General features: G+C 56.6%; 14 protein-coding genes. All 14 read right to left on the bottom strand.

The features are described from left to right. Positions 1 to 3: 3 nt before the first annotated feature. Positions 4 to 915: an OmpH family outer membrane protein gene (locus HK24_RS10735; RefSeq protein ID WP_198942119.1), complete on the bottom strand. Its 912-nt coding sequence runs from the start codon at positions 913 to 915 to the stop codon at positions 4 to 6. A 58-nt stretch (positions 916 to 973) separates the two neighbouring features. Next, positions 974 to 3,442, bottom strand: coding sequence for an outer membrane protein assembly factor BamA (gene bamA, locus HK24_RS10730; RefSeq protein WP_086634460.1), 2,469 nt, complete (start codon positions 3,440 to 3,442; stop codon positions 974 to 976). Positions 3,443 to 3,610: 168 nt separating this feature from the next. Beyond that, a complete protein-coding gene (gene rseP, locus HK24_RS10725) occupies positions 3,611 to 4,711 on the bottom strand; it encodes an RIP metalloprotease RseP (RefSeq protein WP_086634459.1) in 1,101 nt (366 codons plus the stop codon). Beyond that, positions 4,704 to 5,927 carry a 1-deoxy-D-xylulose-5-phosphate reductoisomerase gene (gene dxr / locus HK24_RS10720; protein WP_086634458.1) on the bottom strand — a complete coding sequence of 408 codons (1,224 nt, stop codon included), beginning with the start codon at positions 5,925 to 5,927 and terminating at the stop codon, positions 4,704 to 4,706. Before dxr ends, rseP begins: the two co-directional genes overlap by 8 nt. Beyond that, positions 5,920 to 6,768: a phosphatidate cytidylyltransferase gene (locus HK24_RS10715; protein WP_086634457.1), complete on the bottom strand. Its 849-nt coding sequence runs from the start codon at positions 6,766 to 6,768 to the stop codon at positions 5,920 to 5,922. The genes dxr and HK24_RS10715 overlap by 8 nt, the downstream gene beginning before the upstream one ends. Next, the gene (gene uppS, locus HK24_RS10710; protein WP_086634456.1) at positions 6,765 to 7,526 is read right to left on the bottom strand and encodes a polyprenyl diphosphate synthase; all 762 of its coding nucleotides are present in this window, start codon (positions 7,524 to 7,526) and stop codon (positions 6,765 to 6,767) included. The genes HK24_RS10715 and uppS overlap by 4 nt, the downstream gene beginning before the upstream one ends. Before the next feature lie 14 nt (positions 7,527 to 7,540). Next, the gene (gene frr, locus HK24_RS10705) at positions 7,541 to 8,107 is read right to left on the bottom strand and encodes a ribosome recycling factor (protein ID WP_046899786.1); all 567 of its coding nucleotides are present in this window, start codon (positions 8,105 to 8,107) and stop codon (positions 7,541 to 7,543) included. Between the two features lie 70 nt (positions 8,108 to 8,177). After that, entirely contained in the window at positions 8,178 to 8,915 is a 738-nt protein-coding gene (gene pyrH, locus HK24_RS10700; RefSeq protein ID WP_086634455.1) for a UMP kinase, read from the bottom strand. A 126-nt stretch (positions 8,916 to 9,041) separates the two neighbouring features. Continuing rightward, positions 9,042 to 9,929, bottom strand: a complete 888-nt coding sequence (gene era, locus HK24_RS10695; protein ID WP_046899788.1) for a GTPase Era — start codon at positions 9,927 to 9,929, stop codon at positions 9,042 to 9,044. A 25-nt stretch (positions 9,930 to 9,954) separates the two neighbouring features. Further along, entirely contained in the window at positions 9,955 to 10,689 is a 735-nt protein-coding gene (gene rnc, locus HK24_RS10690) for a ribonuclease III (protein WP_046899789.1), read from the bottom strand. Next, complete coding sequence (gene lepB / locus HK24_RS10685) at positions 10,686 to 11,501, bottom strand: signal peptidase I (RefSeq protein ID WP_233126236.1); 816 nt, start codon at positions 11,499 to 11,501, stop codon at positions 10,686 to 10,688. The genes rnc and lepB overlap by 4 nt, the downstream gene beginning before the upstream one ends. Positions 11,502 to 11,541: 40 nt before the next feature. Continuing rightward, positions 11,542 to 11,946, bottom strand: coding sequence for a holo-ACP synthase (gene acpS / locus HK24_RS10680; RefSeq protein ID WP_086634453.1), 405 nt, complete (start codon positions 11,944 to 11,946; stop codon positions 11,542 to 11,544). Positions 11,947 to 11,950: 4 nt separating this feature from the next. Continuing rightward, entirely contained in the window at positions 11,951 to 14,251 is a 2,301-nt protein-coding gene (locus HK24_RS10675) for a bifunctional (p)ppGpp synthetase/guanosine-3',5'-bis(diphosphate) 3'-pyrophosphohydrolase (protein WP_064273905.1), read from the bottom strand. 38 nt (positions 14,252 to 14,289) lie between these two features. Then, positions 14,290 to 14,685, bottom strand: coding sequence for a DNA-directed RNA polymerase subunit omega (rpoZ, locus tag HK24_RS10670; protein WP_046899793.1), 396 nt, complete (start codon positions 14,683 to 14,685; stop codon positions 14,290 to 14,292). Between the last annotated feature and the right edge of the window lie 139 nt (positions 14,686 to 14,824).

Here is a 14,824-nt window from a genome sequence, read left to right as displayed (position 1 = left end):
GCCTCAGTGATGCTGCCGGAGAACGGACTCAGGCTGCGCTGGCGTCGAAGCTGGCGCTGCCTGTTCAGGACCCTGCGGCGCACGCTGTTCGTCTGCCGTCGTTGGCATCTTGCCAGATTTGGCAAGTTGCTCAGGATCAACGCCTTCGTCAGGAATAAACACGTGTGGTAGCGTCTTGTTCAGCTGGTTTGCCACTTCTTCCGTGATGTCCTGCTCGCCCACATGCAGCACAACCTGCTCGGCATGCAGAACCAGGTTCATGTTATGCGCACCGGCAACGGCGGCAATGATGCCGTTGCCCTGCTCAAGCTCACGCTCGATCTGGTGAAAGGCAACCTGCGCAGCTTCCTGAACAATGCGAGCCTGGTTGCCAAAATCGCGCTGATCCTTGGCGCGACGCTCCTGAAGATGGCGCTCACGAAGCTGGATCTGATCAGCTGTAAGACTGCGGGCTTCGGATTGCAGCTTCTGCTGCTCACCACGCCATGCACCCTCTTCACGCTGCACAGCCTGTGCCAGCTTGTCACGGCGTGCGCCAAGAACCTGCTGGATCTCCTGCGCAGCAGACGACATCTGCATGACAGCCTGGACATTGATCACACCAATGACCGCAGCTGGCGGCGCAGCGCCCTTCGCAACAGTTGGTGGGTTAGGGATCGGCGGCAACGGCAGAACCGGTGGAGCCTGCTGTGCATTCGGAGCAGCCTGATCGTCTTCAACAGGCGCCTCAGCCATGGGCACACTTCGGCGAGGTGCCGGACGTGCAGCAGCCGGTGCCTCCGGATGTGCGGCTTTTGGAACAAACCATCCACCGTTGTTGGCGGCCTGGGCGTGAGCAGCGGGTGCAACAGCAAGAACCGTCGCAGCCAGAAGCGCACCGACCGAAGCCGGGCGCATCAGGGAAATAAAGGTCATAACCACCTCTGGGAAAGGGGATGGAATTGCTTGGAGCTCGAAATCAGACACGCAGTTCTTAGAACTGCTGTCCGAAGCCAAAGCGCAGCGGGTAAAGACGATCGCCCTTTTCCTTACGCAGCGGAATGGCACCATCAATATTCACAAGGCCAAACGGGCTCTTCCAGGAAATACCAAGACCCGTGGAAACACGCGGGATCATGGTGTCACCATTGATCGGGGTATAAGGATACCCGGCCTCGAAGCGGCGAGAATAGTCTGTGTACTTCTTCTGCACACGTACGCTCGACAGGCTACCAGCATCGACAAAGTAACGACCGGAAATACCAAGATCGTCGCCCATCGGCATCGGGAAGTTCAGCTGTGCGGAAGCCGTGTACATGAAACGGCCACCCAGCAGATCTTCCTGGCCCTGACGCGGAAGATAATCAAGCGTCGGGCAGGACCCGCTGACATACGCTCCCGTACAGATATGGCCAGAACGCGGGCCTACACCACCCTGCAGGAAGCCTCGCAGGTTTTCACCACCAAGATAGAAGTTATCAATGATGTTGCGCTTGCTGTTGGAATCCCAGTCGCCCATGTAGCCCACGCCGCCCTTGAACTGCATGGTCCAGTCATGGCTGCCGGTAATGCTGTCGAGCGGCAGGTAGTACGCGCCATCAGCCTTCACACGGAAATACTTGGCGTTTCCGCCAACACCCGCGAAATCACCGCCCAGCTTCATCATGTAACCGTCATGAGGATTCATACGACGGTCACGACGGTCATAGGTCAGGGAGGTGCTCAGCTGCGACAGGAGCGACCAACCTGCAGACTGCTGAACGTAAACAGACGGCACCCATTCGATATAGGACGGGTCAGCTGCAACCGTTGCGGCATCATAGAAGTTGCCAACCTGACGATCGACCAGCGTGTAGCTGAAGGACTGCGACAGATAGCGGTTATACGCATACCCAAGACGCAGGCTCATACCGTACTGGGATTCTTTGTAGCTCTGATACGTCTGGTAGTTATTCTGGATGAAGTAGAAATCAGCGCCAGCCACCAGGTTACGGTTCAGGAAGTACGGATCCGTAATGGAGATGTCAGCCTGCTTCTCATAGTATGCAACCGTACCCGAGATACCGGCGTCAATACCCGTGCCAAGCATGTTGTGCTGCTTGATGGACGCATTACCCAGCACACCAACGTCTGTGGAGTAACCACCACCCAGTGAGAACTCACCTGTCGGCTTCTCAACCACGTTGGCAGACACGTTCACACGATCAGGAGCGGAGCCCTGCGTCTGATCAACAGATACCGTGCTGAAATATCCGAGGTCCTGAAGGGCCAACTTGGAATATTTCTTGTCAAACGGGGTGTACGGGTCGCCCTCTGCCATGGGCAGGTTGCGTCGGATCACGTTATCCCGGGTGATGGTGTTGCCGTTGATGTCAATACGCTCGACATACACATGCGGCCCTTCAGTCACATCGAACAGAAGGTCAACAATCCGCTTTTCCGGATTACGGGCAATTTCAGAGCGCACCATCGCAAACGGATGCCCCTGAGCCTGCAACCACTCCTGCATGTTTGTCGTGTTATGCTGGATGGCAGTGCCATCGTAGATCTGATGCTTGAACAGCTCGATGTGCTTGCGCATCATTTCCGGCGTTACACGACGCACCGTGGAACGAACGTCCATCTTGCCAATGCGATACTGCTCACCTTCATGGATGGTGAACGTTACGTAGAAAGACTTATGATCGGGAGAGAGCTCGCCCGTCGCGTCGATCATGTGAAAATCGACAAATCCGTTGTGAAGGTAGAAGCGGCGCAGAAGCTCCGCATCGTACTTGATACGCTCAGGATTATACTCATCCGAGGATGAGAAGAAGCGATACCAGGTATTCTCCTTGGACGAGATCACCTGCGCCAGACGTGCTTCACTGAAAGCGTGGTTGCCAACAAAAACGATCTTGTGGATCAGCGTCTGCTGAGCCTCGTTGATTTTGAAAACAACATCGACACGGTTATGAGAGAGCTTGATGATCTGCGGCGTGACCGTCGCGCCGAAACGCGCCTTGCCCGCATACTGATTCAAAATCTTCTGACGGTCGGCAGCCGTGGTCTGAGACGAAAATACCGCACGAGGACGAAGACTGATTTCCTTGCGGAGATCCTCATCCTTCAGGGCATGATTGCCTTCAAAGACAATACGATTGACGATCGGATTTTCAACCAGATTCACCAGCAGCGTATTACCATCGCGGTGAAGGGTGACGTCCTTGAAAAGGCCCGTTGCATAGAGCGTCTTCAGGGAACGATCCAGATCGTCCTGATTGAAAGAGTCACCCGGCTGAGCAACCATGTACGACAGAACCGTACTGGTCTCGATACGCGTGTTACCAGTGACCGAAATGGCCTGGATCACGTTGTTGCCTGAGGTTGCACCTGATGTCTGGTGCTGACGAGCAGAGCGGGCCTCCGCCACACCGAGAGCGGTCGGGAGAAGACATGCGGATGCCAGCAGCATCAAACGCATGTTCGGGGACCGGGAACCTCTTGACCGTGATCCTGACAAACCGGTTTTCCTTGTAACAGATTTTTCGCAGGCGCCTGACACGCTACGCCATTGGCGGAGGTATCCGAAAATCCCCCCACCATGCAAGATCTCCCTTCACTCACGAAGAGTTACCGGGCGTATCTCACATTAGCTTCCGGCGTGAAACATCCAGTGAAACAGACCCAGATTCGTGAGATCATTCACTGTTGAAAAGAGGAAAAGCGCGCCGATAAGCGCCATTCCGACCTGCATACTGACTTCCTGAACACGGCGTGAAACCGGGCGCCCCTTAATGGCTTCGACAGCATAAAAGATCAGTCGTCCACCATCGAGAACCGGGATCGGAAACAGATTAATCAGCCCAAGATTGATGGAAAGAAGCGCCATGAACGAGACAATACTGGCCATGCCATAGCTGGCGACCTGTCCGGAGATCTGCGCGATTCGGATTGTTCCCCCCAGTTCCCGTGCACTGCGCTGCCCGGAAATGATCTGCCAGACCCCCTGCAACGTCCGCACTGACATGGTCCAGGTTTCCTGAACACCCATGACCGCCGCCTTGATCGGGGAAACCGGTTTCCCCGGAGAGGCCGCAAAACCAACGCCCAGAACACCAGTCGGATGGGAGCCAGCCTTTACGCTGCCAAGTGTAACGGGCAGCGTCAGATCCTGGCCATTCCGGCGCACTTCAAGCGTGGTCTCAGCGCCTGGTCTTGCCGCTACCGTCCCCATGACATCTTCAGGACCGGAAATGGACAGCGAGCCAATCCGGGTAATGACATCACCCGTTTTTACACCCGCCTTCTCTGCGGCACTGCCTGCCACAACCTGGGAAATATCCCCGCGAAGCTGCGGCTTGCCCACCGTTGCGAACAACAGGGTAAACGCCACAATCGCAAACAGAAAATTGAAAACAGGCCCCATCACGATCACCAGCGCGCGGGAACCGACAGGCTTGTCATGAAAAGTACGCCCGGGAATCCAGGCCGCTTTTTGCTCATCCGTGGCATCGTCAGGGCCTTCAAACCCGTGCGGTTTGACATACCCACCAAGTGGAATCGCGCTCAGGCGCCATTCAGTGCCGGATTTGTCATGCCACCGGCGAAGAGCAGGCCCAAAACCGATGGAGAATGTCTCAACCTTTACCCCGCGCCACCGGGCAGCAAGGTAATGGCCCAACTCGTGGATAAACACGAGAACACCAAGAATCAGAACATAGGCAAGAATGGTACGCAGAAAATCATGCATGCAGGGCAGTCTCGCTTACTATGTTCCGCAGTCGGCCGCTTTCGCGAAGAATATGCTCTTCTGCCAATGCCCGACCGCGCGCATCCCATTCCAGGACTTCATCCAGCGTCGTCAGTTCAGGATTTTCCGTCATGGCCTGAAGAGCGCTATCGATGGTTTCACCAATACCAAGGAATCCTATCCGACGGTTCAGAAAAGCGTCCACGGCAACTTCGTTGGCTGCTGAGAAAACTGCGGGAGCAGCCCCTCCTGCCCTGAGAACCTGACGGGCAAGTCGTAGGGGAATAAAACGCGTCTCATCCGGGGCCTCGAAATCGAGGCGCCCGAAAGCTGTCAGATCCAGACGCTGGCATGGTGTTTCCATGCGGTCAGGCCACGCAAGAGTGTGAGCAATGGGGATACGCATGTCTGCTGACCCCATCTGCGCGACCAGACTGCCATCCCGGAACTGAACAAGCCCATGCACCACAGACTGAGGGTGCACCAGAACATCAATGCGGTCTTCTGTCAGACCAAACAGACGTGCGGCCTCAATAACCTCCAGGCCCTTATTGGCCATGGAAGCCGAATCAATCGTGATTTTCGCACCCATCGTCCAGGTAGGATGCTTCAGCGCCTTTTCAAGCGTCGCATCACGCATCTCTTCCAGAGTGGACTGACGGAAGGGGCCGCCTGAGGCTGTCAGCACGATCTTTTCGACCGTGCTCATATCACAACCACCCAGAGCCTGGGCGATCGCATTATGCTCTGAATCGACAGGAAGAAGCGTCGCACCAGCTTCGCCAACAGCCCGGAGCATCACATCGCCCGCACAGACGAGAGCTTCCTTGTTGGCGAGCGCGATTGCATGACCATTGCGTGCGGCAGCAAGTGTTGGCTCCAGGCCCGCTGCGCCTGTGATGGCAGCCATGGTCCAGTCCGCTTCCATCGCACCAGCCTCGATAACAGCCTGACGCCCGGCTGCAGTGCGAATACCGCTCCCTGCCAACCGTGCTTTCAGATCGTCATGCAGGCTCTCATCGTGAATAACAGCAATTTCAGCGCGAAGTTCGCGAGCCTGCTCTGCAAGAAGGGCAACGTTACGCCCCCCGACCAGCGCCCGCACTTCAATATCACTGCCCATCCGCTTGAGTAGATCGACCGTCGAAGTCCCGATGCTACCTGTACTGCCCAGAACGCTGATCCGCCGAGGCTTGGCCACAGAACCGTCAATCATGAGAAGATTCCCCCTGAGGAATGATACGATGCGCAGACCCGCCTATCAGATCCGCAGGAGTGGCAGACCAGAACACCTGCCCCGCAACTGCCAGTGACAAAAGCGCGGCAAGCGGTGCCGCAGCCAGTAGGCCATCAAAACGATCCAGCAGGCCGCCATGACCTGGAATCAGACGGCCGGAATCCTTGACGTTCAGTCTACGCTTGGCCGCACTTTCAAGCAGATCACCACTCTGGGAGAAAACACCCAGAACCGCGCCCCACAGGAGACCACCACCCACAAAGCCTGCTCCAGATAGCCACGCCACCATTCCCCCGGCAAAAGACGCACCGATCAGGCCGCCAATTGCGCCCGAGCGGGTTTTTCCGGGAGAGATTGAAGGGGCCAGTTTAGGGCCACCAAAGATGCGGCCTGTCAGATAAGCAAAACTGTCGCTGGCGATCACAACGCACAGCACGAACAGAACGCTCTCTAAACCATAGGGCAAATGTCGAAGCCAGAGGAGCGAAAGACCGCCCAGAATGGAGACGACAACAGGAATACAGGCTGGAATACCAAAGATGAGGCTTGGCCAAACCATCCAGAATGCGCCGCTCCACTCGCCGCGAAGGGCCGCAACCCCTGACACCATCGGCCAGAGAAGAAGGAGGACGCCGCGCCAGGTGTGTAATGGCTGCTTGATGAGGGTAAGCCCCTCCCAAACCAGCCCGAACATGGCCAGAAGGATGAGAGCGTTATAGATCATGCCGCCTTGCCAAAGGCATCCCCCGGCAACGACAACGAGAATGACAGCTGACGTCAGACGCAGCTTCAGATCAGACCACCGGGAAGATCCGCTCATGCTGGCCGACCGCCAAAACGGCGCTGCCGCCCGGCAAAATGCGAGAGAGCCTGAACGAACTCGGCTTCCCCGAAATCCGGCCACAAGACGTCCATGAACACCAGTTCCGCGTAAGCACTCTGCCAGAGCAGAAAGTTGGAGAGACGGCATTCTCCACTTGTCCGAATAACGAGATCCGGATCTGGCATATCGGACGTCTGAAGCGCCTGATCCAGACGCTCCTCAGTAATATCCGACGATGCCAATGTTCCATTGGCAACCTGATCCGCAAGACGTCGTGCCGCCTGAACGATATCTGCTCGTCCGCCATAGGACAGGGCGAGCGTCAGAGTCAGGGTCGTGTTGGAAGCAGTCTTCGCTTCCGCACGGCGCAATTCCTCGCGCAACGCTCCTTCGAACCGCTCAGGCTCTCCGATAACGCGCAAACGCACCCCTTGCTCATGCAATTCATTGAGCTTGTGGCGCAGATAGAAACGCAGGAGCGATGTCAGGTCACCGACTTCCTCAGCAGACCGCCGCCAGTTTTCCGAAGAAAAAGCGTAAAGCGTCAGATAGCGCACGCCCTGACGAATGGCCGAACGAACGCAATCCTGCACAGCCTCGGCACCTTTCCGGTGTCCGGCTGCAACTGGCAGATTGCGCGAGCGCGCCCAACGCCCATTCCCGTCCATGATCATGGCGACATGGACGGGAACAGCGGCACCTTCCCCCTCTCTTGATGAAAGAGAAGGCGTGCTGGTCTGAGGAAGAGATCCCATTGTCAACGAAGGTATCAGACCTGTTTGATCTCGCGTTCTTTCTCCGCGAGAATATCGTCAACTTTCTTGACGTACTGATCTGTCAGCTTCTGCACGGAATCCGTCCAGGACTTCATGTCGTCCTGGCTGATGTCACCCTTCTTTTCGAGCGACTTCGTCTGTTCCATGCCGTCACGACGAACACCACGTACAGCGATCTTACCGTTTTCGGCATAACGATTGGCTGCGCGCGCCAGTTCGTTACGACGCTCTTCCGTCAGTACCGGAATGGGAACGCGGATCGTCTGACCGTCAGCAGCAGGGTTAAGACCCAGGCCACCATCACGGATGGCACGTTCCACTGCACCAACCAGCGTACGATCCCAGACGGAAACCGTCAGCATCCGGGCTTCCGGAACAGCGATAGATCCCACCTGAGAAAGCGGCACTTCGGAGCCATAGGCTTCAACCCGGATCGGCTCCAGCAGGTTCGGGCTGGCACGACCAGACCGCAGGCCAGAGAGGTCACGACGCAGACTCTCAATCGCACCATCCATACGGCGCGTGAGGTCAGCCATCAGGTCTTTCAGGTCAGCAGACATTAAGCTGTTCCTTTCTGAATCAACGTAAGTTCAGGAGAATATCCTGAAAGGCTCGTTAAAAATGAGGCGATCAGCCTGCTTCGATAACCCGTGTAAAGCGACCTTCGCCACGCACAACGGCTGCAAACGCGCCCGGAGCATGCATGTTGAAGACCACGATGGGCAATTTATTTTCGCGAGCAAGACTGATCGCTGCGGCATCCATGACATTCAACTGACGAGCCAGAACATCCATGTACGTCAGCTGATCATAACGCACGGCATCAGGATTACGACGCGGATCATCGGAATAGATGCCATCGACCTGCGTTCCCTTGAACACGACGTCGCATTCCATTTCATTGGCACGCAGGGCGGCAGCTGTATCCGTCGTGAAGTACGGGTTACCCGTTCCCGCAGCGAAGATAACAACGCGCCCCTTCTCCATATGACGGACTGCCCGACGACGGATATAGGGCTCGGCAATCGCGGCCATCTGAATAGCCGTCATGACGCGCGTTTCAAGTCCCTGACGTTCAAGGCCGTTCTGGAGCATCAGTGCGTTGATGACCGTTGCCAGCATACCGGCATAGTCACCCTGCGCACGATCCATGCCACGTGCCGCCGCAGACAGACCACGGAAAATGTTGCCACCACCGACAACGAGGCAGACCTGCACACCAGACGCCACAACTGCGGCGATATCGGCGGCGACCATGTCCACCATTTCCGGGTCCACTCCACCCGAGCCCTTACCCATCAGGGCTTCACCTGACACCTTGAGCAGAACACGTTTGTAGGAGGGGCTTTTGTCTCGTTGTTCGGTCATCGTGCCCGTCTCTTGCTGGATTTGTGGTGACTTTGCGCCTGTCATACAGACGCAGAGGGCTGGGAACAAGCGATGTCAGACACGAGGCTTCTTATGAAAAGCCCCGTTGACAGCGTTTCCACCCTGTTACTCTTCGAGGCCAATCGCCCTCAGGCGTGCCTTCTCTTCATCCCAGCCTGCCCGCTCCTTGACGTTCAGGAAAAGATGGCAGGTTCGCTCAAGCAGGCCCTGAAGCTCCATTCGTGCTCGTGCGCCAATGGATTTGATTTTATGGCCGCCTTCGCCAATCAGGATCGCCTTATGACCCGGGCGTGACACGTAGATTGTAACTTCCACGCGCACTGATCCATCGGGGCGCTCCTTGAAGCTCTCTGTCTCGACTGTCGCCTGATATGGAATCTCTTCATGCGTCTGCATGAAGATCTGTTCGCGCACCAGTTCAGCCGCGAGAAGACGATCTGGAAGATCCGTCAGATCATCTTCCGGGTAAAGATACGGGCCTTCCGGCAGTTCACGTGCCAGATGATCCATCAGGTCATCAACACCGTCTCCGGAACGGGCGCTCAGCATGAACACATATTCAACGCTGATCAGGCTGCTGACATCCTTCGTCAGCGGCAGCAATTCTTCCGCACCAACAAGATCCGTCTTGTTCAGAACAAGCCACACTCTCTTACCGCTACCCGCAAGCTTGCCAATGATCTCACGGACATCATCCCGCAAGCCGGCCTTGGCGTCGATCAGGAGAAGCGTCAGATCGGCATCCTGAGATCCCGTCCAAGCCGCGTTGACCATGGCCCTGTCAAGCCGACGGCGCGGCTTGAAAATACCGGGCAGATCCACAAGGATGATCTGGGCATTGTTGCGAACCACAATTCCCAGCGTGCGAAAGCGTGTCGTCTGAGCCTTGGGGCTCACAATCGACAGTTTGGCACCGGCAATCCGGTTCAGAAGTGTTGATTTTCCAGCATTCGGGGACCCGACAAGGGCCACGAAACCGCAGCGTGTGGTCATGTACCAATCCTTTTCCACATGCGCCTCACGACGCTACGTTCTGACCAAGACGTTTCAGAAGATCTATTGCCGCCGCACTCTCGGCCACTCTCTTACTGCCTGCTTCTCCATGCCCCGTCAGGCCAAATGCCTGAACGGCCACACGAAACACGGGCGCATGAGACGGCCCCTCTGCGGCGAGGAGTTCATATTTCGGGAGCGGGAGCCCTTTGGACAGGAGATACTCCTGCAAAAGGGTCTTGGGCTCCTTGTGAGGACGGGCATGACTGTCAATCCGCCCTTCCCATTGTTGACGGACGACACGCCGTGCAGGCTCCAGCCCGGCATCCAGATAAAGCGCGCCCAACAGAGCTTCCATAGCATCTGCCCGGATGCTGGACAGGCGGCGAATACCGGCAGCCTCTTCATGCGGGGAAATCGTCAGAGCCGAAGACAAATGGATGTTATCCGCGATTTCGGCCAGAACCGGCCGGGAAACAAGATGCGCATGCCTCGGACCCAGCGCGCCTTCCTGCTCCAGCGGATAGTGTTCGAACAGCCACTCCGCCATCAGAAGGCCAAGCACCCGGTCTCCAATGAATTCCAGTCGCTCGTTCGAACCGGTTCCCTTAGGGCCCTGCGTGCGTTTGCCACGACGAGGATCACGCCCACTGACGGCAGAACGATGCGTCAGAGCTTCCACGAGCAGATCCCGGTTCGCAAAGCGATGACCGAGCGCCTGCTCCATGGCCTCCATGGCCTCTTCCTGTGAGAGTTTCATGTGACAGGGTGCAGAAAACGGTTCCAGCGAATTTCGACCGGCCAGTACCAGAACTGCCATGCCGGATGCCGCAAATCCATGGAGAACAGAACAAGCGGCGCACGCCCTACAAGGTTCTGCATCGGGACATAGCCGAGATCATCCGGACCATCGCCCTGAAAACGACTGTCAGCGCTATCGTCCCGATCGTCACCCATCGCGAAGAAATAACCCTGCGGCACGACATATTCTGGCGTGTCGTTAGCAAAGCCTTCGTCCGTCAGCTTGAGAATATCATGCTCAACAGGTGGTCGCCCGGCACTCCCAGGCAGCGCTTCCCGATAACGGTCACCGCTCAGCAGACGGTTATTTTCGTCGACAACCTCGTAATGCCCCAGGGACGTCCGCGGCACTTCAATTCCATTAAGGAAGAGCTTTCCGCCCGTCATCTGAATGTGGTCACCCGGAAGCCCGACAATCCGCTTGATGTAATCAACGGACGTGTTCTGGGTGAACCGGAAAACAGCCACATCGCCACGATGCGGCTCAGAGCCCATGATCCGTCCGTTAAAGAGATTGGGCGAAAACGGAAACGAAAACCGTGAATAGCCGTAGCTGGATTTCGATACCAGAACGAAATCACCGATCTGCAAGGTCGGGATCATCGAGCCTGAGGGAATATTGAACGGCTCAAACACCAGAGAACGCACTGCAACGACAGCCAGCACCATAAGGGCAAGCCAGCGCACGCTCTCTCCCAGAGATTCTTCACGGGCCGCCGGCTTTGCACCAGTCTTCTCTGAACCCTTCACGGGGCTTTTCTCCTGAGTCATGGGACGCTCTTAACGCAGCTTGCCCGCAATGGCGAGCGCTTCAAACCCTAACAGACTGAATGATGACCTGCGCCAATGCAAAGGGAGGGTCATCCGTCAGGCTCACAAGAACGTCTGCCCGACATCCTGATGGCGTCAGACGATCCAAGGCGAGCTGAGCTCCGCCGGAAAGAACGAGCGTTGGAGCGCCCTTTTTATTGTTCAGAACCCCAATGTCCTGAAGTTGCACACCTTCAGCAACCCCTGTCCCCAAAGCTTTGACGCACGCTTCTTTGGCCGCCCAACGCTTGGCATAACTTCCCGCTCGCGCCGGACCAGACAGACGCTCGGCGTGACTACGCTCGGCTTCCGTAAATACCCGGTCAAGAAAGCGATCTCCAAACCGGTCAATGCTGCGTTCGATGCGGGAAATCATGCACAGGTCTGTTCCCATGCCGAGAATCACGCCGTCATCCCTTCGCGCGCTCCACCTGCATCACACCCACAGCAGTCCGGAACGCGGCAATAAGTGACGAGAGATGCCTTAGGTCACGGACTTCAAGATCAACCAAAATTTCCATAAAATCGAGCTGACGGTTCACAATCTTGAGGTTGATGACGCTGCCATTATATTTAGCTGCGGTATTGGTCAGGGTCGCCAGAACTTCGGGCTCATTTGCCGCAATAACCGACAGGCGCGCCGTGTAAGGAACCGCATCCTTGCGTCTTCCGAGCGCCTCATAATCCCAGTCCACTTCAATGAAGCGCTCTGGCGTGTCTGCGAAACTCGACAGGTTCTGGCATCCACGACGATGGATCGTCACGCCCTTACTCTGCGCTATGATGCCGACAATCGGGTCGCCCGGCAGCGGGCGGCAGCATCCGGCAAAACTCGTCGCAATCCCTGTGCCGATACCCTTGAGAATATTCGTAGACTGAACAACAGGCGACTGACGTGCCGGCCCACTTCCTGCCCCCAAAAGAAGCGACTGACCAAAGCGCGGTGACAGACCCGGCACCATCCGAGGCGCCCGACCATTCTGCCGCAGATCCGGATATGCGGTATTGACCACATCCTTCGGACCCAACTGTCCGTTCCCGACAGCCACATAGAGATCTTCGATGGAACTCTGCCGAAGCTCCTTGAGGATTCCGTCAAGAACCTTTTCGGAGCCATCGACACCTTCCTGACGGAAGGCCTTGGCAATGGCTGCACGCCCATTGTCCAGATGTACCTGGCGCTGCTGCGCGGCCACAAACCGGCGCACGCGCGCACGAGCCTTGCCCGTAACAACAAACCGCTCCCATGACGGCGACGGTGTACCGCCACGAGCCGTCATGATCTCGACCTGATCACCGTTCTGGAGCTCATGACGCAATGGCAGAAGCCGCCCGTTTACCTTAGCTCCAACACAGGTATCGCCCACCTGACTATGAACGGCATAGGCAAAGTCGACAGGTGTCGCGCCCCGGGGAAGCGAGATCAGCTGCCCTTTGGGCGTAAAGCAGAAAACCTGGTCCTGATAGAGTTCAAGCTTGGTATTTTCCAAGAACTCATCCGGGGCCTGGCTGTCTTCCAGAATATCCAGAAGATCCTGCACCCAACGCAGCTTCCGGCTACCTGCGCCAAAAGCCGAAGATAGCGCTGCGGCTTCACGCTCGCTTGGCGTCGCATCTTCTTTATAGGCCCAATGCGAGGCCACGCCGTTTTCAGCGAGATCGTGCATTTCCGCCGTACGGATCTGCACTTCAATCTTCTGATTACGCGGGTGACGGAGTGTCACACCTGTATGCAGGCTCTGGTAGCCGTTGGCCTTTGGGGTGGAAATATAGTCTTTGAAGCGGCCCGCAATCATCGGATAGGCGCCATGAATGGCGCCCAAAGCCATATAACAGGCATCACGAGTTGGAACGAGCAGACGGAACGCCATGATGTCCGAAAGCTGTTCGAACGCCACATTGCGTCGCTGCATTTTCTCCCAGATTGAAAAGGGAGATTTTTCGCGCCCGGTTACTTCGACCTTGTCGAGACCCGCTTCCGCACAAAGAGCAATCAGCTCCTTGCGAATATGTTCAATAATGTCTGCGCCCTGCCCGCGCAGGAAGTTTAGACGCGCACGGATCGTGGCGTCTGCTTCCGGCTCAAGCTGGGCGAAGGAAAGATTTTGAAGCTCCGTCTTGACCCGATCCATACCAATGCGCTCGGCGAGCGGCGCATAGATATCCATGGTCTCACGGGCAATACGCTGCCGCCGGTCCAGGCGCTGCACATAATGCAGCGTCCGCATGTTGTGCAGACGATCGGCAAGCTTGACGATCAGGACGCGGATATCCCGCGACATGGCCAGCACAAGCTTACGGAAGTTTTCCGCCTGCTTCGTCCGGTCAGACTGCAGCTCAAGCCGCGTCAGCTTCGTCACACCATCGACGAGGGATGCAACGTCTTCGCCAAATCGGTTTTTCAGAGAGGCACAGGAAACGCCTGTATCTTCAACCGTATCATGCAGTAGCCCCACAATGATGGACGTCGTGTCCATCCTGAAACCTGCCAGAATATTGGCAACAGCAATCGGGTGAGTGATGTAAGCGTCACCGTTATCCCGGCGCTGCTCATTATGAGCATCGGCTGCCAGATCATAGGCAGCCTCGACGCGGGATAGATCAGCAGTCGGATCGTAACTCTCGATCCGACGGAGCAGCCCGCTGATGGAAGGTTTGAAGTCTCCCGTCGCGACAGCGGTGCGCTCAACAGGAGGAGATGCGTCAGGCATGATGCATACCCCCCTCAGTCAGGATAAAGCAGAGAAAATCAGCGGCGGCCCCGGCCACCCAGCTCTGCCTCAATGGCAGCAGCTTCATCGGCGGACATGTTGTCTGCCATGTGAGCATGCTCTTCTTCAGCAGAAACATCCTGCAGACCGAAAATGTTCTGGTCCGTCGGGATGATGTCCATGACTTCTTCGTCCACAGGCTCCGGCTCGGGAGCGCGGGCGAGCGAGCGGATGATGCCGTCACGCAGGCCACCAAGGTTCAGCTTGTCTTCAGCGATCTCACGAAGTGCAACGACCGGGTTCTTGTCGTTATCACGATCGAGCAGCATCTCTTCGCCACGGGAGAGTGCGCGGGCACGCTGGGCAGCCAGCAGAACCAGCTCGAAACGGTTTGGAACCTTCTCGATGCAATCTTCGACGGTTACACGCGCCATGCGACTGGCCCCCTTCGGGTAAAACTATAGAAAATGAATACAGAAGAGGCTGGCATTAGCATGCTGTTCATGCCAATGCAACGCAGCCCCGCTTTTCTGCCATAATCCTGACCAAACTTAATCGCTGGCTGAATCGTTT

It is taken from the genome of Gluconobacter sp. DsW_058 (assembly GCF_002153615.1).
Taxonomy (GTDB): Bacteria; Pseudomonadota; Alphaproteobacteria; order Acetobacterales; family Acetobacteraceae; genus Gluconobacter; species Gluconobacter cerinus.
Note: the sequence above shows the minus strand (reverse complement) of the source record. Positions and strands in the feature narration are given on the sequence as shown.